Here is a 22,383-nt window from a genome sequence, read left to right as displayed (position 1 = left end):
AATTTCACGCGGAAGAGGTGCTTTTCAGAAAGCGCGCCTTCAGGCCGCGCAGCGCGCGATACGGCAACACCAGATGCGCGATGCTTTTCGTCACGCCGATCCAGTCGAGCGGATTCGACACGCGCAAGTGGCGCAACTGAAGCCGCAGCGTGGAGATTACCTGCGCGCGCCGCTTCGTCGCGCTGATGCCGCTTTCGTTCAGTTCGTAGAAGAGGCCGAACTCCGGCAGATTCGCGCCGTCGTGGCGCTGGAGCAGCCGCAGGATCAGATCGAGATCCTCGGCGGCGCGGTACTGCGCGCGATAGTTTCCCGCGTCGATCACGGCATCGACACGCAGCATCAGCGACGGATGCGTGAAGCACGTGCGTGCGAGCATCATGCGGCGGATCGCGGCGGGCTCGGCCGGCGGCGTGAGGTCGAAGAGCGGCGCGCCGCTGGTCGACACGACGTGCGTCCACATGCCCAGCACCGCGACTCGCGGATGCGCGTCCAGATACGCGCGCTGCTTCGCGAGACGGCCGGGCGTGGCGAGATCGCCCGCGTCGATGCGCGCCGCATAGCGTACGCCGCGCGCCGCGAGCGCCGCGACGCCCGCTTCGAGCGCGCGCTCGATGCCGCCATTTCGCGGCATCCGCAGAATATCGATCCGCATGCCCTCGATGACCGGCGCTGCGATCGGCGGCGTGCTGCCATCGTCGACGATCAGCACATCGACCGTCGACGTTTCGCCGAACGACGCGAGCGTGCGTTCGACCTCGGCCTGGCTGTTGAACGCGGGCATCAGGACGGTCACATCGGAGAGATCGTTCATGCGCGCAGCCGGAAGCGAATGTAGTAAAAGTTCACCGACGCCGCCGCGACATAGCCCGCCGCGAGGCCGAGCAGCGCGCCGTAGCCTTCGAAGCGGGCAATCGCGAACCAGTTCACCGCGAACGCGACCGCGAGCGCGAGCAGCCATTTCGACAACAGCACGTACTTCGCCTGATATTTCAGCACGACGAGATTGCCGATCGCCTCGATGCCCGCCGGCACGGAAAGCCACACGGCCCAGCGGAGGATATCGGCGGCGCCGGCGTAGTTCGGTCCGAACACGCGCGCGATGATGAAGCCCGCGAGCGCGTCGAGGACAGCGGCGCCCGCGATCATCAGCGCGGCGGTCATCGCGAACAGGCGCACGAGGTTGCGTCTGAGGCGCGCGGTTTCCTGCACGCGATAGACGAACGCCGGCGCGATGGTCTGCGAGAGCATCAGCGCGAGCGCGATCCAGTTCTCGTTCAACTGCTGCGCGGCGGAGTACAGCCCGAGTTCCGCGAACGACACGCGATGCGCGAGCATCAGCCGGTCGAGCTTCAGGAACAGATACATGCAGATGAGCCCGAGCCAGAACACCGTGCCCGCGCTCGCGAAATGCCGGAACAGCGCGCGATCGACACGCCAGCCGAGCTTGCCGCCGTGACGACGCATGTAGTACGCGACGAGCGCGGCGCTGATCGCCGCGGCTTCGAGCGCCCAGAGCCAGCCGAAGCTCGGCGCCGGGGCGGCTGCGCGCACCAGCGCGAACACGAGCGCCGCCTTGACGATGGCGGCCGTCATGCTCGCGATGAGCTGCGGTTTGCTGTACGTGAGACTCTGCAGCCACGAATTCACCACGCCGATGAACGGCTCGCGAAACAGCAGCGTGACGGCGAGACCGGCGAGCATCAGCCCGACCATCGGATCGGTGCCGCCCGCCGCGATCCACGTCCAGGTGAGCGCGAGCGCGACGACCGAAACGCCCATGCGCAGCACGAACGCGCTACCGAGCACCGCGCCGGTTTCGGCGGGCGGGCGGTTGACGATCGTCGGCACGAGAATCTCCGCGCCGCACACCCAGGTGATCGGCGCGATCACGAGCAAAAGCGTGTTCGCGTATTGCCATTTGCCGAAATCGTCGGGGCCGAGATAGCGCGCGAGCAGACCCGAAATGACGATGGCGACGGCGATCTGCGTAAGCCGTTCGAGCCCGAGCCACACGATATTGGTGAGCGCGCGGGCGACGTCCGGATTGCCGGAGCGCATCAGCGCCTTCATGCGGCGAGTCCCGCCGTGAAAACGGGCATGCGGCGTGCTACCGCAGGCTGATGACCTGAAAGGTGCGCGTTATCCGTCAACTTTTGTGTGTTTGCGCGCGGACGCGCCTCATTCGAAGGCATCGAGGCGAAAGAGCGTTTGAGCATTGGATTAGAATGAACGCGCAGGCTTGAACTGGGTTTGTTCCGGCGCGCGGCAATCCTGAGAGCGCTGAAAGACAGCGATTATAAGTGCGATCCCGAAGCACACTCGCCGCCCGCGGCTCCGGTTCTGCATCCATTGCTTCCAAATGTATCTTTCGTGTTGATTTATCAGACGCATAGGCAGAATTCGATACGTCATCTGGCAGTCGTTCGCGCGTTTCCCGCTGCAGCGGTGCGCCAACCGTCACGACCTGCACGCCCTCATGGCTGCATCGCCGAGAATCCATCAATTAATAGAGAAGAGGTAGCCATCTCATGAGCCAAGTATCCCAATCCATCTTCAAGGCCTACGACATTCGCGGCATCGTCGGCAAGACGGTCGACACGGACGTTGCGAAGAGCATCGGCCAGGCCTTCGGCAGCGAGATTAAAAAGCAGGGCGGCGACTCGGTCGTGGTCGCGCGCGACGGCCGTCTGTCGGGCCCGGAACTCGTCGGCGCGCTCGCGGATGGCCTGCGCGCGGCAGGCGTCGATGTCGTCGATGTCGGCATGGTGCCCACTCCGGTCGGCTATTTCGCGGCGAACGTGCCGCTGCCGTTGCCTGCGGGCGAGCGGCGCGTGGATTCGTGCATCGTCGTGACCGGCAGCCACAATCCGCCCGACTACAATGGCTTCAAGATGGTGCTGCGCGGCGCGGCCATTTACGGCGATCAGATTCAGGGCTTGTACAAGCGCATCGTCGACAGCGACTTCACGGCGGGCGAGGGCTCGTACACCGAGTTCGACGTGTCGCAGATGTATCTCGACCGCATCGTGTCGGACGTGAAGCCGGTGCGTCCGATGAAGATCGTCGTCGATACGGGTAATGGCGTCGCGGGCGGGCTCGCGCCGAAGCTGTTCAAGGCGCTCGGCTGCGAGCTGGTCGAACTGTTCACGGAGATCGACGGCACCTTCCCGAACCATCACCCGGACCCGGCGCATCCGGAAAACCTGCAGGACGTGATCAAGGCGCTCAAGGAAACGGATGCCGAAGTCGGCTTCGCATTCGATGGCGACGGCGACCGTCTCGGCGTCGTGACCAAGGACGGGCAGGTCATCTATCCGGATCGCCAGTTGATGCTGTTCGCGCAGGAAGTGCTGTCGCGCAACAAGGGCGGCCAGATCATTTACGACGTGAAGTGCACGCGCAATCTGGCGAAGTGGGTGCGCGAGCAGGGCGGCGAGCCGGTGATGTGGAAGACCGGCCATTCGCTCGTGAAGGCGAAGCTGCGCGAGACGGGCGCGCCGCTCGCGGGCGAGATGAGCGGCCACGTGTTCTTCAAGGACCGCTGGTATGGCTTCGACGACGGCCTGTACACCGGCGCGCGCATGCTGGAAATCCTCTCGCGCGTGGCGGACCCGAGCAAGCTGCTCAACGATCTGCCGAATTCGCTGTCGACGCCTGAGTTGCAGTTGAAGCTTGAAGAAGGCGAAAACTTCGCGCTGATTGCGAAGATGCAACAGAACGCGAAGTTCACCGGCGCGGACGATGTGCTGACGATCGACGGTTTGCGCGTGGAATACCCCGATGGTTTCGGACTCGCGCGTTCGTCGAATACGACGCCGGTGGTGGTGATGCGCTTCGAGGCGGATAGCGACGCGGCGCTCAAGCGGATTCAGGAAGATTTTCGCCGCGTGATTCTGGCGGAGAAGCCGGACGCGAAGTTGCCGTTCTGAACGGCTTCGGCGGTGGATGATAAAGCGGCACGGTTTTGCCACCGTGCCGTTTTTTGCTTATGTGAAGCGTACGCCGCGCTAAAATCCCCGTTTCCCCGCTCACTTCCGCCGCGCAGTCCGCGCCTCCCCATTTCAGCGTGCAAAAGATCCTGATCGTCCGCGTGTCGTCGCTCGGCGACGTCGTCCACAACATGCCGGCCATCGCCGACATCCGCCGCCGCTATCCCGATGCGCAGATCGACTGGCTCGTCGAGGAAAGCTTCGCGAGTCTCGTCGAACTGGTTCACGGCGTGCGCCGCGCGATCCCGTTCTCGCTCAGGCGCTGGCGCCGCGCGTTCGCATCGCCCGCGAACTGGCGCGAGATCGGCAAGTTCAAGCGCGAACTCGCCGCCGAGAAATACGATCTCGTGATCGACTGCCAGGGGCTCATCAAGACCGCGTGGGTCGCGAGCTGGGCGCGCGGGCCGCTCGTCGGCCTCGGCAACCGGACCGACGGCGCAGGCTACGAATGGCCGGTGCGCTTCTTCTACGACCGGCGCGTGCCGATCGAGCCGCGCACGCACGTGGTCGAGCGCACGCGGCAACTGGTGGCGGCGGCGCTCGATCTGCCGAAGCCGCAGATGACCGACGACATCGACTTCGGCCTCGACACACGCCGCGCGACGCTCGCGGTCTCCGAACTCGGGCTGAACCTGCCGGTGCCGTATGTCGTGTTCGTACACGCCACCTCGCGCGCCGACAAGCAATGGCCGCAGGCCCTGTGGATCGAACTCGGGCAGGCGCTCGTGACGCGCGGCGCGTCGATCGTGCTGCCGTGGGGCAGCGACGCCGAACGCGAAACGAGCGAAAAGCTCGCGAAGGAGTTCGGCGCGGCTGCGATCGTGCCGCCGAAGATGTCGCTGCCCGCGGTCGTCGGACTGATCGACGGGGCTGCTGCGACCGTCGGCGTGGATACGGGCTTGGTGCATATTGCCGCGGCGCTGAAGCGTCCGACCGTCGAGTTGTACAATTTCTCGACCGCATGGCGCACCGGCGGCTACTGGTCGCCGCAAGTGGTCAATCTCGGCGACGCGAGCCGGCATCCGACGCTCTCCGAAGTCAAGACCGCGCTCGCGGGCTTCGGCCTGCTGTAGCGTGTCCATCGTGCGCGGCGCCGTGCGCGGACAACTCAAGGTCGTAGACACAATGACGGAATCTCAAATCATCGAAGTCGCGTCTGGCGATTGGCAGGGCAAGAATTTGTCCGTGCCGCGCGAGACGCTCCTTGCCGGCGTCGAAAACGGCAAGGTGCTGTATTTCCCCAATTTGCGGTTTCCGATCGAAGGCGGCGAACGCGCGCTGCTCGATCCGCAGATCGCGGACCCGAAGCGCAAGAACATCAGCCTCGCGCCGAACGGCGGCGCGCTTGCCGGCGTGCTCGGCGACGACGTGATGCAATCGGCGGTGCGCTCGCTTATCAAGCGTTATCAGGATCATGCGCGCTCGCTCGTCGACGGGCTCTTTCCCGAGTACGACGGCACACTGCGGGTCGCGCCCACGAGCCTCCGGCTGCATCAGGTCGAAACGCGCGAGACCTCCTGGCGCAAGGACGACAGCCGCCTGCACGTCGATGCCTTCCCGTCGCGGCCGAACTACGGCGAGCGCATCCTGCGCGTGTTCACGAACATCAACCCGAAAGGCGCGCCGCGCGTATGGCGCGTGGGCGAACCGTTCGAGGACATGGCGCAGCGCTTTCTGCCCGGTATCAAGGCGCAGATGCCCGGCTCCGCGTGGCTCATGAATCTGCTGCATGTCACGAAATCGCCGCGCAGCGAGTACGACCATCTGATGCTGAATCTGCATGACGCGATGAAGGCCGATCTCGACTATCAGAAAAGCTCGCCGCAGGAAACGATGCCGTTTCCGCCCGGCTCGGTGTGGGTCTGCTTCTCCGATCACACGTCGCACGCGGTGATGTCCGGCCAGTTCATGATGGAGCAGACCTTCTTCTTGCCCGTCAAGGCGATGGCGCGTCCCGAGTGCGCGCCGCTCGGCATCCTCGAGCGCCTGAAGGGCCGGGCGCTCGTTTGAGCGGCGCGGCTTCTCCGGGCGCATCGGCGACGGTGCTCAGACGCGTCTACCGGGCGCTCTGGTGGATCGTCGCGCCGCTCGCGGTGTTGCGGCTCTATATCCGCTCGCGCAAGGAGCGCGGTTATCGCGAGCATATCGGCGAGCGCTTCGGGCGGGTCGCACCGCGCCGCGCCGACGATCTCGCGCCGCTCATCTGGGTGCACGCGGTATCGGTCGGCGAGACGCGCGCGGCGCAGCCGCTGATCGACGCCTTGCTGAAGGCGCATCCCGAGGCGCGCGTGCTGCTCACGCACATGACGCCGAGCGGCCGCGCGACGGGCGTCGAACTGTTCGGCGATCGCGTGCTGCGCAGCTATCTTCCCTACGATCTGCCGGTTCTCGTCAGGCGCTTTCTGCGCGCGTGGCGGCCGTCGCTCGGCATCGTGATGGAGACGGAAGTCTGGCCGACGCTCATCGACGAATGCAAGCGCGCCGATGTGCCGCTCGTGCTGACGAATGCGCGCATGTCCGAGCGTTCGTACCGGCGCGCGGCGAAGTTCGGGCGCGCCGTGCGCGAAGTGTTCGGCGGTTTTTCGCGCGTGCTCGCGCAGACGCCGTCCGACGCCGAACGCCTCACCGCGCTCGGCGCGCGCAATGTGGCGGTGCTCGGCAATCTGAAATTCGACATGACCGCGCCGCCCGAACTCGTCGCGCGCGGTCAGGCGTGGCGCGCGGCGATCGGCGATCGGCCGGTGTGGGTGGCGGCCAGCACGCGTGAGGGTGAGGAGGCGCTGGTGCTGCGCGCGTTCGCGGCGCTGAACGTGCCGAATGCGCTGCTGATTCTGGTGCCGCGTCATCCGCAGCGTTTCGATGAAGTGTCCGCGCTGATTTCGAGCCTGGGGCTGACGAGCGCGCGGCGCTCGGTGTGGGCGCCAAAGCCCGTCGCCGCGGGATCGGGCGCGGATGTGCCGGAGCCGTTGCCCGCGAGCGTGCAGGTGCTGCTCGGCGATTCGATGGGCGAGCTGGGCGCGTATTACGCGGCGGCGGATCTCGCGTTCATTGGCGGAAGTCTGCTGCCGCTTGGCGGGCAGAATCTGATCGAGGCGTGCGCGGCGGGCGTGCCGGTGCTGATCGGGCCGCACACGTTCAATTTCACGCAGGCGACCAACGACGCGATCGCGGCAGGCGCCGCGCTGCGTGTGCAGGACCCGCAGGATCTCGCGCGCGGCCTGCGCGAGATTTTCGGCGACCGCGCCCGGCGGCTGGCGATGAGCGCGGCGGCGTCGGCGTTCGCGGCGCGGCATCGCGGGGCGACGGAGCGCACGGTGAGCGTGCTGGGGGCGTTGCTGGAAGAGGGGGAGGCGGGGAAGTGAGCGCGTCCGTCACGCGACGAGCAGCCCCTTTCTCTCGATAAACCCGATCACCGCATCGAGCCCTTCGAGCGCCTTCAGATTGCACATCACGAATGGCCGCTCGCCGCGCATCTTCTTCGCATCGCTTGCCATCACATCGAGATTCGCGCCGACATAAGGCGCGAGATCCGTCTTGTTGATCACGAGCAGATCCGACTTCGTAATGCCCGGCCCGCCCTTGCGCGGAATCTTCTCGCCGCCCGCGACATCGATCACGTAAATCGTCAGGTCGGACAACTCGGGGCTGAAGGTCGCCGCGAGGTTATCGCCGCCCGATTCGATGAACACGATATCCGCATCCGGAAACTTCGACACCATGCGATCCACGGCTTCGAGATTGATCGACGCATCTTCGCGGATCGCCGTATGCGGGCAGCCGCCCGTCTCGACGCCCATGATGCGCTCGGCCGGCAGCGCGCCCGCGACGGTCAGCAGGCGCTGATCTTCCTTCGTGTAGATATCGTTGGTGATGGCGACGAGATCGTATTTCTCGCGCATCGCCTTGCAGAGCATTTCGAGCAGCGTGGTCTTGCCGGAACCCACCGGCCCGCCCACGCCCACGCGCAACGGCGGCAGTTTCTTGGTTCGGCGGGCGGCGGAAGAATAAGCGGGAGCGTTCATGGAATATCGTCTCAGGAGCGGAAAAGCCGCGAGTATTGCGATTCATGCCGCGCCGACAAAATGCCGAGCTGCGGCGCGAAAGTGTTGATCTGTTCAGGCGATGTATCGAGCGCGCGGCGCACGGCGGCTTCGATCGGCGCGCGCAACGCGACGATGATGCGCTGTCCCGCGAGCTGGCCGAGCGGCACGGCCTTGAGCGCGGCGGCCGCCTGATTCTCGACCCAACTGAACGCATACGCCGCGAGCGCGGCATCGGGTGCCGCGTCGTGCGCGAACGCGGCGAATGCGAAGGCGGTCGGTTGCGCGATCGGCTTGATCGCGACGAGCGTCGCGCGGCGTGCCGCGTCGCCCCATTCGAGCGATGCGCACAGTTGCGCGAGCGACCAGCCCATCTGCTCGGTTTCGCGTCTGAGTTCCGCCGATTCGCGGCTCGCGATGTATTCATCGTTCGCGTGGAGCAAAGCGGCGGCATCGTGCGAACGCCAATGTCCGATCTGATGCGCGAGCAATGGCAATTCGCCGCGCGCGAGCACGTTGTTCAAGCCGCTGGCAATCCAGTCGCGGGCGCTGTCGCCATCGTGGATCAGACCATGCTCGATCGCCGCTTCGAGGCCTTGCGAATAGCTGAACGCGCCGATCGGCAACGCCGGCGACGCGAGATGCAGCAGCGCCGTCAGCTCAGCGATGTGCATGGCCGTGATGATGATGATCGTGGTCGTGACTGTGGTCATGCCCGCACGACGAATGATCGTGGTCGTGCGAGTGATCATGCCCATGATGCTCGTCGAAGACCTTCTGCGCGAGCGCGTAGTCCTCGCTGAAGGTCTCGTCGTGGCCGTGCTTGTGGCCGCCACCATACGCGCCCGTCTCGGGCTGGAACGGCTGCGACTCATGCGCGACGAGCACGCCCAGGCGCTTCAGCATGTCTTCAAGCACGGGATCGGCTTCGAGCTTCAGATAGTCCGCGCCGACTTCCACAGGCGTATGCCGGTTGCCGAGATGATAGGCCGCGCGTGTCAGGAGCCGCACGCTCGGCGCGCGCACGACGAGCACATCTTCCGCCGCAGCGACCACGCGCACGAAGCCGCCGTCATCGGCTACGAGCATGTCGCCGTCAGCGAGCACGGTGCCGCGCGGCAGCACGAGGGCGACTTCCTCGCCGTTGTCGAGCGTGGCGGCGAGACGGCTCTTGCCGCGCGCGTCGAACGGCAGGGTCAGGGTGGGCGCGCGCTTCACGAGCACGGGCGCGAGTTTCGCGGTCAGACGTTTGTCGATGGTACGCATGGGCACTCAGAACAGAAAATAGCGCTGCGCCATCGGCAGAACGGTGGCGGGATCGCAGGTGAGCAATTGCCCATCGGCGATCACCTGGTAGGTCTGCGGATCGACGCTGATGGACGGCTGCCATGCATTGTGAATCATGTCGGCCTTCGTCACATTGCGGCAGTTCTTCACCGCGACGATCTGCTTTTTCAAACCATAACGATCCGCGATGCGCGACTCCGCCGCCAGTTGCGACACGAACGTCAGCGACGTCTTGCCGAGCGCGCCGCCGCGCGTCGCGAACATCTCGCGATAATGCACCGGCTGCGGCGTCGGAATCGATGCGTTCGGGTCGCCCATCTGCGCCGCCGCGATCATGCCGCCCTTGACGATCATCGCGGGCTTCACGCCGAAGAACGCCGGCTCCCAGAACACGATATCGGCCCACTTGCCCGGCTCGATCGAACCGACTTCATGCGCGATGCCATGCGTGATCGCCGGATTGATCGTGTACTTCGCGACATAACGCTTCGCGCGAAAGTTGTCGTTGCGCGCGTTGTCTTCGGCCAGCGCGCCGCGTTGCACCTTCATCTTGTGCGCCGTCTGCCACGTGCGGATGATGACTTCGCCGACGCGGCCCATCGCCTGCGAATCGGACGACAGCATCGACAACGCGCCGAGATCGTGCAGGATGTCTTCGGCCGCGATCGTCTCGCGGCGAATGCGCGACTCCGCGAACGCGATGTCTTCCGCAATCGACGGATCGAGGTGATGGCACACCATCAGCATGTCGAGATGTTCGTCGAGCGTGTTGATGGTGTAGGGACGCGTCGGATTGGTGGACGAAGGCAGCACGTTCGATTCGCCCGCCACCTTGATGATGTCCGGCGCATGGCCGCCGCCCGCGCCTTCGGTGTGATACGTGTGGATCGTCCGGCCCTTGAATGCGGCGATGGTCGTCTCGACGAAGCCCGCTTCGTTGAGCGTATCGGTGTGAATGGCGACTTGCGTGTCGGTGTCGTCGGCGACGCTCAGGCAATTGTCGATCGCGGCGGGCGTCGTGCCCCAGTCCTCGTGCAGCTTGAGACCGATCGCGCCGGCCTTCACCTGTTCGATCAGAGGCTCCGGCAAGCTCGCGTTGCCCTTGCCGAGAAAGCCGAGATTGACCGGCCAGCCATCGGCGGCCTGCAGCATGCGCTCCATGTGCCACGGACCCGGCGTGCAGGTCGTCGCGTTGGTGCCGGTCGCGGGACCGGTGCCGCCGCCGAGCATCGTCGTGACGCCGCTCGCGAGCGCTTCGTCGATCTGCTGCGGGCTGATGAAGTGGATGTGCGTATCCACGCCGCCCGCCGTGACGATCATGCCTTCGCCCGCGATCACTTCCGTCGCCGCGCCGATCGCGATGTTCACGTTGGGCTGGATATCCGGATTGCCCGCCTTGCCGATCGCGAAGATGCGTCCGCCCTTGATGCCGATATCGGCCTTCACGATGCCCCAGTGATCGAGGATCAGCGCGTTGGTCACGACGGTATCGACTACGTCGGCGGCGGCGCGTTGCGACTGGCCCATGCCGTCGCGAATCACCTTGCCGCCGCCGAACTTCACTTCTTCGCCGTAGGTGGTGAAATCGCGTTCGACTTCGATGATGAGGTCCGTGTCGGCAAGGCGCACGCGGTCGCCGGTGGTCGGGCCGAACATTTCCGCATAAGCGCGGCGGCCGATGCGTAGCGTCATGTTTTCATTTCCTGTTCAGAGTGGGCCCATCACGAGGCCATTGAAGCCATAGACGCGCCGGTCGCCCGCGAGCGCGACGAGTTCGACCGTGCGTTCCTGTCCCGGCTCGAAGCGCACGGCGGTGCCCGCCGCGATGTTCAGGCGAAAGCCGCGCGCCGTTTCGCGCTCGAACTTGAGCGCCGCGTTGACTTCGTAGAAATGGAAATGCGAACCGACCTGCACGGGCCGGTCGCCATGATTCGCGACGACGACCGTCACGGTCTCGCGTCCCGCGTTGAGTTCGTGCTCGCCATCGTCGATGAAATATTCGCCGGGGATCATGTTTTCAAGGGATCGGATGATGAACCGTCACGAGCTTCGTGCCATCGGGGAAGGTCGCTTCGATCTGGATGTCGGGGATCATCTCGGGCACGCCTTCCATCACGTCGTCGCGCGTGAGGAGCGTCGTGCCGTAGTGCATGACTTCGGCGACGGTCTTGCCGTCGCGCGCCGCTTCCATCAATGCCGCCGATATGAACGCGACGGCTTCGGGATGATTGAGCTTCAAGCCGCGCGCGCGACGGCGTTCGGCGAGCAAGGCTGCGGTGAAGATCAGCAGCTTGTCCTTTTCTCTGGGCGTGAGTTTCATGAGCTTCTTTTACGAAGAAAGGCGTTTCGGGCCTCGCAATGCTAGCATCGGATGGGCTTTCGGCGAGCTTGCATGTCACTGGATGAAGCGTTGCAACTCGATGGTCGACGGCCGCTCGAAAATCGCTTCCGGCGCGCCCGATTCCCACACACGTCCTTGATGCATGAACACGACCTTGTCGCTCACGCGGCGCGCGAAGCGCATTTCGTGCGTGACCATGATGAGCGTCATGCCATCGCGCGCGAGGTCTTCGACGACCGCGAGCACTTCGCCGACGAGTTCGGGATCGAGCGCCGACGTGATCTCGTCGCAGAGCAATACGGTCGGCTTCATCGCCAGTGCACGCGCGATCGCCACGCGTTGCTGCTGTCCGCCGGAAAGCTGATCGGGATACGCGTCGAACTTGTCGCCGAGACCGACGCGCTCCAGCACCGTATGCGCGGTCGCGCGCGCCTTCGCCTTGTGGATCTTCCTGACGACGGTCTGCGCGAGCATCACGTTCTCGCCGGCGGTGAGATGCGGAAAGAGGTTGTACTGCTGAAACACCATGCCGACCTTGAGGCGCAGCGCGCGCAAGTCCGCGTGACGCGCATCGACATGTTCGCCGTCGATTTCGATCGAGCCTTCGTCGATGCTTTCCAATCCGTTCAACGTGCGCAGCAATGTGCTCTTGCCCGAACCGCTGCGTCCGATGATCGACACGACCTGGCCGCGCTCGACCGAAAAATCGATTCCCTTCAGCACCTGATTCGCGCCGAACTGTTTTTGAAGATTGCGTGTTTCAACGAGCGGCATTCCATTTCCTTTCGAGCGTGCGTGCATAGCGCGTCAATGGATAGCAAAGCAGGAAGTAGATGACGGCGACGAGGCCATACACGAGGAACGGCCGGAACGTTGCATTCGAAATCATCGTGCCGGCCTTGGTGAGTTCGGTGAAGCCGATGATCGATACGAGCGCCGTATCCTTCACGGCCTGCACGGCGAAGCCGACCGTCGGACCGACCGCGATGCGCGTCGCCTGCGGCAGGATCACATGCCGCAACTGCTCGAAGTAGCTCATCGCCAGCGACGACGACGCTTCCCACTGCCTCTGCGGCACCGCTTCGACCGCGCCGCGCCAGATCTCCGCGAGATAGGCGCTGGTGAAGAGCGTGAGACCGACCGTCGCTGCGAGCCAGGGCGATACGTCGATGCCGAGCAAGGGCAAGCCGAAGAACACGAGAAACAGTTGCATCAGCAAAGGCGTGCCCTGAAAGATCTGGATATAGCCTTTGACGAGCGTGCGCAGTCCATGCGATTTCGACACGCGCATCACGAGAAGCGCAAAGCCGACGACGCCGCCCAGCACGAACGACACGATCGACAATACGACGGTCCAGCGCGCCGCGAGCAACAGGTTCTCGACGATCTGCGCGAGGGTGAATTCGATCATCGCGCGGCGCTCCGGTTGTTCATCAGGAAGCGTTTGCCCACGGCGTTCAACGCGGTACGCAGAACGAGCGCCATCGCGAGATACGCGGCCGTGATGAAGAAAAACGTCTCGAACGCGCGAAAGTTGCGCGACTGGATATAGCTCGCGGCATAGGTGAGGTCCGGCACCGAGATCTGCGATACGACCGCCGAACCGAGCATGGTGATGACGATCTGGCTGGTGAGCGCGGGAAACACCTTCGCGAGCGCCTGCGGCAGCACGACATGGCGGAACGTCTCGCCGCGCGACATCGCAAGCGAGGCCGCCGCTTCGTGATGTCCCTTCGGCACCGCGCCGATGCCCGCGCGGATGATCTCGACCGAATACGCGCCGAGGTTCAGCGTCATCGCGAGAATGGCCGCGACGTATTCGCTCAGGTGAATGCCGAGCGCGGGCAGGCCGAAGAACACGAAGAACAGTTGCACGATGAACGGCGTGTTGCGGACCGCCTCGACATAGCCGCCGACGATCGCGCTCGCCCACGCATGCCGGCTGCCGCGCGCCGCTGCGCCGAGCACGCCGACGGTGACCCCGAGCGTCGTCGCGACGGCGGTGAGTGCGAGCGTCGTCGCCGCGCCGCTCGCGAACATGCCCGCGTATTGCGCGAGATCGGCGAATTGGAGTTCATAGGCCATGCCGTGCTCTCGATCAAAGGCTCGCGGGCAGCGGCTGACTGAACCACTTCTTCGACATCGTATTGAGCGTGCCGTCCTTCTTCGCCTGCGCGATGGTGTCGTCGACCTTGGCCATCAGGCGCGGCTCGTTCTTGTTCATGCCGACGAAGCACGGCGAATCCTTGATGATGAACTTCGCTTCCGGCCGGCGCGGCGGATTCTTCGCGAGGATCGCCGCCGCGACGATATTGCCCGCCGCGATCAGTTGCACCTGTCCCGAGAGAAACGCGGAGATGGTCGCATTGTTGTCCTCGAAGCGCTTGATGGTCGCGTTCGGCGCCATCTGCGACAGCGCGATTTCTTCGAGCGCGCCGCGTGTCGCGCCGACGGTCTTGCCGGTGAGATCGGCGGGATTGCTCACCTTGATGTCGGCGGGGCCGAACACGCCCTGGAAGTAGGGCGCATATGGGGTCGAGAAGTCGAGCACCTTCTCGCGTTCCGGCGTCTTGCCGAGCGACGAGATCACGAGATCGACCTTGTTGGTGGTGAGATACGGAATGCGGTTCGCGCTGTTGACGGGCACGAGTTCGAGCTTCACGTTCATCGACTTCGCGAGCAGCGCGGCCATGTCGACGTCATAGCCTTGCGGCTTCATGTCCGCACCGACCGAGCCGAAGGGCGGATAGTCCTCGGGCACGGCCACGCGCAGCGTGCCGTTCTTCGCGATGGTGTCGAGCGCGTCGGCGTGCGCGGCGAAGGGCGCGAGAGAAAGCAGCAGCGCGACGAGTGCGGTGCGTCGCGCGCGGGAGAACGTAATGAGCATCGATGATCCTTCGGTCTTGAGCGGCCGCGTTGGAAAGCGCGGTTCTTGAGCCGAGGCTTAAAGCGAGAGTCGTGCCATCGATGCTTCACTGTTGTGCCGTCTGCGTTTGCCGGTTCCGTGTCGAGCGACACGCACAACCGATGTGCAGCCCGATGCGCCGCGCTGGTGCGTACTAGGTAGTCCACAACCGCAGCGGCCGCGCATCGACGCCATGTACGAGTGGCCGAAGCTGCGTCCAGCAATCGGTGAGCGCGCGTTGCAGCGGCTCCATCGAGCGGCCGATTGCGCGCACGATCAGCACGCCCGGCGCGACGCACGACGCGCCTGCGCGCAGTTCATCGTCGAAGGGCAGTTGCGCGGTGAGCGCTTCGGCGAGCGCATCGTCGCAAGCGGGGCCGATCGCCCAGAGCGTGCCGTAGGCGGGGAAGCCCGCGAGCCCTTGCGCGCCATCGCGCAGCGGGTCGGCTGCATCGAGCAGGGTGCGCTCGAACCAGAGCGTCGTGCCGTCGCGGCGCGCGATACGCGATGTCGCCTTGATATGCCCTTGCGTCCACTTTTCGCCGGCGGCGGCGCGGCCGAGCAGCATCGCGTCCCAGCCGATGGCGCTCGCGCCTTCATCGAGCGTGAGTTCGAATTCGAGTTCGACGTTCGATGACTCGAACACGATATTGTTCTGCGGCAGCCAGTCGAGCTTCGCGTGCGCCGCGAGACCGATGTCGATGCGCTGCGTCGCGAGCTTGCCGTTGGCCTTGTACCACTTGGTCGCGCCGGGCGTCGTGATGACGGCGTGCGTGTGCTCTTGCAGGCGGACGTCGATGAACAGGCGATCGCCGCCCGCGACGCCGCCCGGTGGATGCACGATCACCGAATGACAGATATCGCCTTCGGGATAGAGCGGCCGTTGCAATCGCAAGGGGCCTTCATGCTTGCGATGAACGCAGACCGTGCGGCCGTGCTGATGCGCGTAGCCGAGTTCGAGCGAGCCGCGCCAGATGTTCGGATCGACCAGCGTTGCATGGGATTCGTGGTGCATGAGCGGTGCGTGTCAGAGCTGAGCCTGAATCATACGGCGATCAGCTCGCGCACTCCATGCGCATCCATCTCCGCGCCCGCGCCGCCCGCGACGATTTCGCCGCGGCTCATGACCCAGTAGCGGTCGGCGAGCTCGCGGGCGAAGTCGTAATACTGCTCGACGAGCAGCACCGTCATGCCCATTTCATCGACGAGCTGTCGCAAGGTGCGGCCGATGTCGCGGATGATCGAGGGTTGAATGCCTTCGGTCGGTTCATCGAGGATGAGCAGTTGCGGCTCGCTCATCAGCGCGCGGCCGATGGCCAGTTGCTGTTGCTGACCGCCGGAGAGATCGCCGCCGCGGCGGTTTTTCATGTCCTTGAGGACCGGGAAAAGTGCGTAGATGTGGTCGGGGATTTTTGAAGGCGACTTGCGGCTCGCTGCGCCGACAAGCAGGTTTTCTTCCACGGTGAGGCGGCCGAAGATATCGCGTCCTTGCGGGACGTAGGCGAGGCCGCTTGCCACGCGCGCGTGGGTGGGCATCGACGATATCTTGTTGCCGCGCCAGTTGATGGTGCCGCTTTTGGTTGGCACGACGCCCATCAGGCAGCGCAGGAGCGTCGTTTTGCCGACGCCGTTGCGGCCTAGTAGCACGGTTAGCTTACCGTCGGGGACGGTCATTCTCACATCGCGGAGGATGTGGCTGCCGCCGTAGTATTGGTTCAGGTTTTCGACTTCCAGCATTTTTTGCTTTGCTCGGGTTGGGCTTGGTTGGGTTTCCGGCTCGTGCTTCTATGGAATCCTGTATTCGTGTCGGTCTATTGGCGCTGCCCCTCCCCGGGGCGGGGGTCACTTTCTTTGCTGCTGCAAAGAAAGTAACCAAAGAAAGCAGCTTTCCCCATCCGGAACGCTTCACACCGGCCGCGGCACAGGCGAGCCGATAGGGCACAGCAGTAGCGAGTGCCCTCATAGGCCACATCCGGCTTGGACCGCGCACGGTCCGCCACATCGCACCACAAAACACACTGGTTCAGCACCAAATAGCTCCGGCCCGCTGCGCGGCCGATGGGTCAATCGGGTCTGCGTGTGCTTCTGCGTTTCTGTTTTCTCGTTGGTTTCGCTTGCATACCCGACGGCAGCGCGTAGCGCTGTGCCGGAACTGTTTCGTGCTGAACCTGCGCCCTTGGGGTACTAGCTTGTCAGACCGTGCGCGGTCCAAGCCCGATGGGGCTTACGAGGGCACTCGCTACTGCTGTGCCCAAACTCGTTCGCCTGTGCCGCGGCCGGTATGAAGCATTCCGGCTGGAACAAGCTGTTTCTTTGGTTACTTTCTTTGCAGCAGCAAAGAAAGTGACTGCCGCCCCGCACAGGGGCAGTGCCAATAGACCGACACGAAATCAGGATTCCATAGAAGCTCAAAAAAACCATCAACGCCCAAGATAAGACTCAATAACGGCCTCGTCCCGTTTGACGTCATCCAGCGAGCCTTCAGCCAGAACACTCCCTTCAGCCATCACAGTAACCTTCCCATTCACCCCGGCAAGCGCAGCGACAAACTCCATATCATGCTCGACGACCATCATCGAACACGAACCTCGCAGCTTGTTCAAGAGCTCAGCAAGTTCCATCGTCTCGTGATCGGTCATCCCGGCGGCGGGTTCATCGAGAAGCAGAAGGGAAGGCTGCTGCATCAGCAACATGCCGATCTCGAGCCGCTGCTTCTGCCCATGCGAGAGCTCGCCCGCAAGCCGCGTCGCCTGATGCTGCAGGCGAATCAGCTCCAGTGTCTCTTCGATGCGTGCCTGCGCCTGCCCATCCAGCCGCGCACGCAACGACGCGAACCACCGCTTGTCGGTCTTCATCGCAAGTTCGAGGTTCTCCCACACAGGATGATTCTCGAACACAGTCGGCTTCTGAAACTTGCGACCGATGCCCGTGCGCGCGATCACCGGCTCCGACATGCGCGCGAGATCGAGCGTCTGCCCGAGAAAGACCTTGCCCGCATCGGGCCGCGTCTTGCCCGTGATGACATCCATCATCGTGGTCTTGCCCGCGCCGTTCGGGCCGATCACGCAGCGCAATTCGCCCACATCGATGGAAAGCGTCAGCTTGTTCAACGCGCGAAAGCCGTCGAAGCTCACGGTCACGTCTTCGAGATAGAGAATCGTGCCGTGCGATATGTCGATCTCGCCGGGCGCGAGCACATGCCCCAGGCCCGCGACGCTGTTGAGGCCGATGCGCTCGTCGAGCGGCGGAATCGGCGGCAGATCGACGATCAGTGCGTTATGTGCGGTCATTCTGCTGCATCTCCTGCGGTCTTTTTGCGGCGCGCGAGTTCGATGAGACCCATGATGCCGTTGGGCAACAGCAAGGGCACGAGCGTAAAGATGAGGCCGAGGAAAAACAGCCAGTACTCCGCGAAATACGCTGTGAAAAAGCTCTTCGCGCCATTCACCGCGAACGCGCCGATGATCGGTCCAATCAACGTACCGCGTCCGCCGACCGCGACCCAGATCGCCATTTCGATCGAGTTCGCCGGCGACATCTCGTTCGGATTGATGATGCCCACCTGCGGCACATACAGCGCGCCCGCGATGCCGCACAGCACCGCCGACACGGTCCAGATGAAAAGCTTGTACGCGAGCGGACTGTAGCCGAGGAACATCAGACGCGTTTCGCCATCGCGCACGCCGGTCACGACGCGCCCGAGTTTCGACGTGACGATCCAGCGCGCCGCGAGAAACGCCAGCACGAGCACCGCGAAGGTGATCAGGAACAACGCGGTGCGTGTGCCCGGATGCGTGACGGCGAAGCCCGCGATGCGCTTGAAGTCCGTGAAGCCGTTGTTGCCGCCGAAGCCCGTTTCGTTGCGATAGAAGAGCAGCATCGCGGCGAAGGTCATCGCCTGCGTGATGATGGACAGATACACGCCCTTCACGCGCGAGCGGAACGTGAAGAAGCCGAACACCCACGCAAGCACGCCGGGCACGAGCACGACGAGCAGCAACGCATACCAGAGATGCTCGGTGCCTTCCCAGTACCACGGCAGCTTGTGCCAGTCGAGAAACACCATGAAGTCGGGCAGGTCGCTCTTGTACACGCCCTCGCGGCCGATCGAGCGCATCAGGTACATGCCCATCGCGTAGCCGCCGAGCGCGAAGAAGAGCGCGTGGCCGAGGCTCAGGATGCCGCAATAGCCCCACACGAGATCGAGCGCGAGCGCGCCGATCGCGTAACACATGAGCTTGGCCGTCAGCGTCATCGCGTAGGCCGACAGATGGAACGTGCTCGTCTCCGGCAACACGAGCGCGCTGACCGGCACGAAGATGCCCATCGCGATGATGAGCGCGATCAGCGCGAGCCAGCCGTTGCGCGGTAGAAGCGCTGCGCGCGGCGGAAGGCCGAGCGCGAAGCCCGCGCGCGCGGCGGCTGGATCGGGTTGCGGCGCGACGTCGAGATTCGCGCCGATATTGGTCGAGGCGGTCATGGCTCAGGCCTCCGCGCTGCGGCCCTTCAGGGCGAACATGCCCTGCGGCCGCTTCTGGATGAACAACACGATGAGCACGAGCACCGCGATCTTCGCGAGCACCGCGCCCCAGAACGGTTCGACCGCCTTGCTGACGAGCCCGAGCCCGAAGCCGCCGATCACCGTGCCCGCAAGCTGGCCGACGCCGCCGAGCACCACCGCCATGAACGAATCGATGATGTAGCTCTGGCCGAGATCCGGCCCGACGTTGCCGATCTGCGAGAGCGCGCAGCCGCCGAGTCCCGCGATGCCCGCGCCGAACGCGAACGCATACGAATCGACACGCGCGGTCTTCACGCCGACGCACGCTGCCATGCGGCGGTTCTGCGTCACCGCGCGCACGAAGAGGCCCAGACGCGTCTTGGTGAGCACGGCCCACGCGATCAGCACGACCGCGACCGAGAACGCGAGGATCGTCAGACGGTTGTACGGCAGGATCAGGTTCTGCATCACCGCGACGCCGCCGCTCATCCACGAAGGATTGATCACCTGCACGTTCTGCGCGCCGAACAGCGTGCGCGTCGCCTGAATGAGGATGAGGCTGATGCCGAAGGTCGTCAGCAGCGTTTCGAGCGGACGTCCATAGAGATGCTTCAGCACGAGTCTTTCCAGTACGATGCCGACCAGCGCCGCCGCGATGAACGATGCGGGCACAGCGAACAACGGATACCAGTTGAACGCGCCGGGCGCGTAGTGCTGCACGAGGTTCTGCACGACGTACGTCGCATACGCACCGATCATCAGGAATTCGCCGTGCGCCATGTTGATGACGCCGATCAGGCCATACGTGATCGCGAGGCCGAGTGCCGCGAGCAACAGCACGCTGCCCAGCGACAGGCCCGCGAACAGCGTGCCGAAGATTTCGCTGCGGCGTTGAATCGAGTCGAGCGCGTAGAGACCTTCCTGCGCCGCGTTGCGCACGCGCTCGTCGGGCTCGTTGAAGGTGCCGTCGGCTTTCTTCGCGACGATCGGGCGCAGCAGCTCGTACATGTCGAGGTCATGCCGCGCGGCGACGAGTTGCGCCGCTTCGAGGCGCTTGCCGACGTCGGGATCGTGCAGCGCGGTCATCGCCCAGAGCGTGTCGAGGCGCTTCTTCAGGTCGGGATCCTTTTCGATGGCGCGGGCGCGGTCGATCATCGGCTTCATCGCGGCGTCCGGGTTCTTCAGGAGCGCTGCGATCGCGTCGCGGCGTTTCGCTGTATCGGCGGAAGCGAGCTGCAGGCCCGACAACGCGCCCGCGACTTTCGAGCGCAGGGTGTTGGAGAGCGTGATCTGTTGCGCATCGGGCGCTTCGACGGTCTTGCCCGTGAGCGGGTCCTTGTTGACGTCGTCGGTCTGGATGTACACATGGCCGTTGTCGGTCGCGACGAGCGAGCCATCGGACAACGCGGTTAGCACGGCGACCGAAGGCGCGTCGGCGTTCGCGATGAGCTTGTCGATGGCGGCGGATTTGGCGTCGAAGTCGTCGCCGGCGAGCGGCGCGAGATCGTCGTTGGTGAGCGCGCGGGCGCTGAATGGCGCGATCGCGATGAGGAGCGCGAGCAGGACCCGCATCAAGGAACCAGTCATGATGGCCTTTCTGATGAGACATGGACGGCCGCGCGAATCACGAACGAGCGCGCGGCCTCACTGCTTCAAACCATCACTGCTTCACGCGAGCTGCACGCGCTGACGGCGCAGGAACGCGGGAATGGAGCTGACCACATCCGGCTTGCCCTGATTGCCCGCGATATACGGGCTCCACGGTTGCGCGCGCACCGCGGTCTTGGTCTTCCACACGACGTTGAACTGCCCGTCGCCGCGAATTTCACCGATCATCACCGGCTTGTGCAGATGGTGGTTGCCGTCCATCGACAGCGTGAATCCCGAGGGCGCGGCGAAGGTCTGGCCGATCATCGCGGTGCGGACCTTGTCGACATCGGCGCTCTTGGCCTTTTCGACGGCCTGCTTCCACATGTGGATGCCGACGAAGGTCGCTTCCATCGGATCGTTGGTGACGCGCTTGTCGCCGCCCGGCAGGTTCTGCGCCTTCACGTACTCGAAAAATTCCTTCTCGAACTTCGAGTTGTTGGTGTTCTTCACCGACATGAAGTAGTTCCATGCGGCGAGGTGGCCGACGAGCGGCTTGGTATCGATGCCGCGCAGCTCTTCTTCGCCGACCGAGAACGCGACGACGGGCACGTCGGTCGCCTTCAGGCCCTGGTTGCCGAGTTCCTTGTAGAACGGTACGTTGGAATCGCCGTTGATCGTAGAGATGACAGTCGTCTTTCCCCCTTGGGCAAAGGTCTTGATGTTCGCGACGATGGTTTGATAGTCGCTATGTCCGAATGGTGTGTAGACCTCTTGAATGTCCGCATCCTTGACGCCCTTGGAGTGGAGGAAGGCGCGCAGGATCTTGTTGGTCGTGCGCGGGTACACGTAGTCGGTGCCGAGCAGGAAGAAGCGCTTGGCGCTGCCGCCTTCCGGTCCCATCAGATATTCGACGGCGGGGATCGCCTGCTGATTCGGCGCGGCGCCCGTGTAGAACACGTTGCGCGACATCTCTTCGCCTTCGTATTGCACGGGGTAGAAGAGCAGGCCGTTGAGTTCTTCGAAGACCGGCAGCACCGACTTGCGCGAGACGGACGTCCAGCAGCCGAACACGACTGCGCACTTGTCCTGCGTGAGAAGCTGGCGCGCTTTCTCGGCGAAGAGCGGCCAGTTCGAGGCCGGATCGACGACCACGGGCTGGAGTTGTCGGCCCATCACGCCGCCGGTCTTGTTGATATCGGCGATGGTCATGAGCGCCGTGTCTTTCAGCGACGTCTCGGAGATCGCCATCGTGCCCGACAGCGAGTGCAGGATGCCGACCTTGATCGGACCCGTATCGGCGGCTTGCGCTTTCGTGATCGGAAGCTGACCTGCGAGGGCGAGTGCGCCCGACATGGAGCCGAACTTCAGCAGACTGCGTCGTTTCATGATGAGTGTTCCCCTTGCCGATGTGTTTGTTTGAGCAATGACGATTGCCCGCATCGTTCTGCAAGGGTTATGCCAATGGGGGTGAAATGCCCGAGTGGCGCGGGTTTGATGCTTGTGTGGGGGAATTTTTTACTGAGGGGATATTCGGCTTGTGGTGGGGTTTTGGTGCAAGCTCGTGCTTGCGTGCATCGTTGCGGTGCGGGTTCGCCTTTGTATCGTTCGCTTGGTTTTTCGCCGGATCCCGTTTTCGTGTAGGTCTATTAGTGTTGCCCCTGTGCGGGGCGGCAGTCACTTTCTTTGCTGCTGCAAAGAAAGTAACCAAAGAAACAGCTTGTTCCAGCCGG

The 22,383-nt window shown here is 64.1% G+C and carries 23 protein-coding genes; 4 read left to right on the top strand and 19 right to left on the bottom strand.

Features of this window, described 5'->3' with window-relative positions:
* Positions 1–4 precede the first annotated feature (4 nt).
* Together AWB80_RS21215 and AWB80_RS21210 are read right to left on the bottom strand one after the other, a co-directional pair.
* Positions 5–811: a glycosyltransferase gene (locus tag AWB80_RS21215; RefSeq protein ID WP_061176627.1), complete on the bottom strand. Its 807-nt coding sequence runs from the start codon at positions 809–811 to the stop codon at positions 5–7.
* Entirely contained in the window at positions 808–2,070 is a 1,263-nt protein-coding gene (locus AWB80_RS21210) for an oligosaccharide flippase family protein (RefSeq protein ID WP_061176626.1), read from the bottom strand. The genes AWB80_RS21215 and AWB80_RS21210 overlap by 4 nt, the downstream gene beginning before the upstream one ends.
* 458 nt (positions 2,071–2,528) lie before the next feature.
* Between AWB80_RS21210 and AWB80_RS21205 the strand changes: the two genes are divergently transcribed.
* The 4 genes from AWB80_RS21205 (at position 2,529) to waaA (ending at position 7,351) form a co-directional block, all read left to right on the top strand.
* A complete protein-coding gene (locus tag AWB80_RS21205) occupies positions 2,529–3,929 on the top strand; it encodes a phosphomannomutase/phosphoglucomutase (RefSeq protein WP_061176625.1) in 1,401 nt (466 codons plus the stop codon).
* A gap of 191 nt (positions 3,930–4,120) precedes the next feature.
* A complete protein-coding gene (gene waaC / locus AWB80_RS21200) occupies positions 4,121–5,062 on the top strand; it encodes a lipopolysaccharide heptosyltransferase I (protein ID WP_244206650.1) in 942 nt (313 codons plus the stop codon).
* A gap of 52 nt (positions 5,063–5,114) precedes the next feature.
* Positions 5,115–5,999, top strand: a complete 885-nt coding sequence (gene kdoO, locus AWB80_RS21195; RefSeq protein WP_061176762.1) for a Kdo hydroxylase KdoO — start codon at positions 5,115–5,117, stop codon at positions 5,997–5,999.
* 32 nt (positions 6,000–6,031) lie between these two features.
* Positions 6,032–7,351, top strand: a complete 1,320-nt coding sequence (gene waaA, locus AWB80_RS21190; protein WP_061176763.1) for a lipid IV(A) 3-deoxy-D-manno-octulosonic acid transferase — start codon at positions 6,032–6,034, stop codon at positions 7,349–7,351.
* Positions 7,352–7,360: 9 nt separating this feature from the next.
* Here the strand turns inward: waaA and ureG are convergent, their stop codons facing one another.
* From ureG to AWB80_RS44635, 17 genes are all read right to left on the bottom strand, one after another.
* Entirely contained in the window at positions 7,361–8,011 is a 651-nt protein-coding gene (gene ureG / locus AWB80_RS21185; RefSeq protein WP_061176623.1) for an urease accessory protein UreG, read from the bottom strand.
* Between the two features lie 11 nt (positions 8,012–8,022).
* Entirely contained in the window at positions 8,023–8,703 is a 681-nt protein-coding gene (locus AWB80_RS21180) for an urease accessory protein UreF (protein WP_061176761.1), read from the bottom strand.
* Positions 8,690–9,295 (bottom strand): urease accessory protein UreE, encoded by a 606-nt coding sequence (gene ureE / locus AWB80_RS21175; RefSeq protein WP_061176622.1) that lies wholly within the window; start codon positions 9,293–9,295, stop codon positions 8,690–8,692. The genes AWB80_RS21180 and ureE overlap by 14 nt, the downstream gene beginning before the upstream one ends.
* 6 nt (positions 9,296–9,301) lie before the next feature.
* The gene (gene ureC, locus AWB80_RS21170; protein WP_061176621.1) at positions 9,302–11,008 is read right to left on the bottom strand and encodes an urease subunit alpha; all 1,707 of its coding nucleotides are present in this window, start codon (positions 11,006–11,008) and stop codon (positions 9,302–9,304) included.
* 15 nt (positions 11,009–11,023) lie between these two features.
* Positions 11,024–11,329, bottom strand: coding sequence for an urease subunit beta (locus AWB80_RS21165; protein ID WP_061176620.1), 306 nt, complete (start codon positions 11,327–11,329; stop codon positions 11,024–11,026).
* Between the two features lie 4 nt (positions 11,330–11,333).
* The gene (locus tag AWB80_RS21160; protein ID WP_008342482.1) at positions 11,334–11,636 is read right to left on the bottom strand and encodes an urease subunit gamma; all 303 of its coding nucleotides are present in this window, start codon (positions 11,634–11,636) and stop codon (positions 11,334–11,336) included.
* Between the two features lie 75 nt (positions 11,637–11,711).
* Complete coding sequence (locus AWB80_RS21155) at positions 11,712–12,431, bottom strand: amino acid ABC transporter ATP-binding protein (protein ID WP_061176619.1); 720 nt, start codon at positions 12,429–12,431, stop codon at positions 11,712–11,714.
* Complete coding sequence (locus AWB80_RS21150) at positions 12,418–13,068, bottom strand: amino acid ABC transporter permease (protein ID WP_061176618.1); 651 nt, start codon at positions 13,066–13,068, stop codon at positions 12,418–12,420. The genes AWB80_RS21155 and AWB80_RS21150 overlap by 14 nt, the downstream gene beginning before the upstream one ends.
* Positions 13,065–13,742 (bottom strand): amino acid ABC transporter permease, encoded by a 678-nt coding sequence (locus AWB80_RS21145; protein WP_061176617.1) that lies wholly within the window; start codon positions 13,740–13,742, stop codon positions 13,065–13,067. Before AWB80_RS21145 ends, AWB80_RS21150 begins: the two co-directional genes overlap by 4 nt.
* A 13-nt stretch (positions 13,743–13,755) precedes the next feature.
* Positions 13,756–14,544: a transporter substrate-binding domain-containing protein gene (locus tag AWB80_RS21140; RefSeq protein WP_061176616.1), complete on the bottom strand. Its 789-nt coding sequence runs from the start codon at positions 14,542–14,544 to the stop codon at positions 13,756–13,758.
* A gap of 172 nt (positions 14,545–14,716) precedes the next feature.
* Positions 14,717–15,577, bottom strand: a complete 861-nt coding sequence (locus AWB80_RS21135; RefSeq protein WP_061176615.1) for an urease accessory protein UreD — start codon at positions 15,575–15,577, stop codon at positions 14,717–14,719.
* Positions 15,578–15,606: 29 nt separating this feature from the next.
* Positions 15,607–16,299, bottom strand: a complete 693-nt coding sequence (gene urtE / locus AWB80_RS21130) for an urea ABC transporter ATP-binding subunit UrtE (protein ID WP_061176614.1) — start codon at positions 16,297–16,299, stop codon at positions 15,607–15,609.
* A 683-nt stretch (positions 16,300–16,982) separates the two neighbouring features.
* A complete protein-coding gene (gene urtD, locus AWB80_RS21115; RefSeq protein WP_087131484.1) occupies positions 16,983–17,852 on the bottom strand; it encodes an urea ABC transporter ATP-binding protein UrtD in 870 nt (289 codons plus the stop codon).
* Entirely contained in the window at positions 17,849–19,042 is a 1,194-nt protein-coding gene (gene urtC, locus AWB80_RS21110) for an urea ABC transporter permease subunit UrtC (protein ID WP_061176613.1), read from the bottom strand. The genes urtD and urtC overlap by 4 nt, the downstream gene beginning before the upstream one ends.
* A gap of 3 nt (positions 19,043–19,045) precedes the next feature.
* Complete coding sequence (urtB, locus tag AWB80_RS21105; RefSeq protein WP_061176612.1) at positions 19,046–20,650, bottom strand: urea ABC transporter permease subunit UrtB; 1,605 nt, start codon at positions 20,648–20,650, stop codon at positions 19,046–19,048.
* Positions 20,651–20,731: 81 nt separating this feature from the next.
* Positions 20,732–22,039, bottom strand: a complete 1,308-nt coding sequence (urtA, locus tag AWB80_RS21100) for an urea ABC transporter substrate-binding protein (protein WP_061176611.1) — start codon at positions 22,037–22,039, stop codon at positions 20,732–20,734.
* 67 nt (positions 22,040–22,106) lie between these two features.
* Positions 22,107–22,383, bottom strand: a 277-nt coding sequence (locus tag AWB80_RS44635; RefSeq protein WP_143328108.1) for a hypothetical protein, incomplete at its 5' end; no start/stop codon positions are given.

Origin of the sequence: Caballeronia pedi (assembly GCF_001544915.2) — a bacterium.
GTDB classification, from domain to species: domain Bacteria; phylum Pseudomonadota; class Gammaproteobacteria; order Burkholderiales; family Burkholderiaceae; genus Caballeronia; species Caballeronia pedi.
The sequence above is the reverse complement of the archived record's forward strand: the minus strand, read 5'-3'. Positions and strand labels throughout refer to the sequence as shown.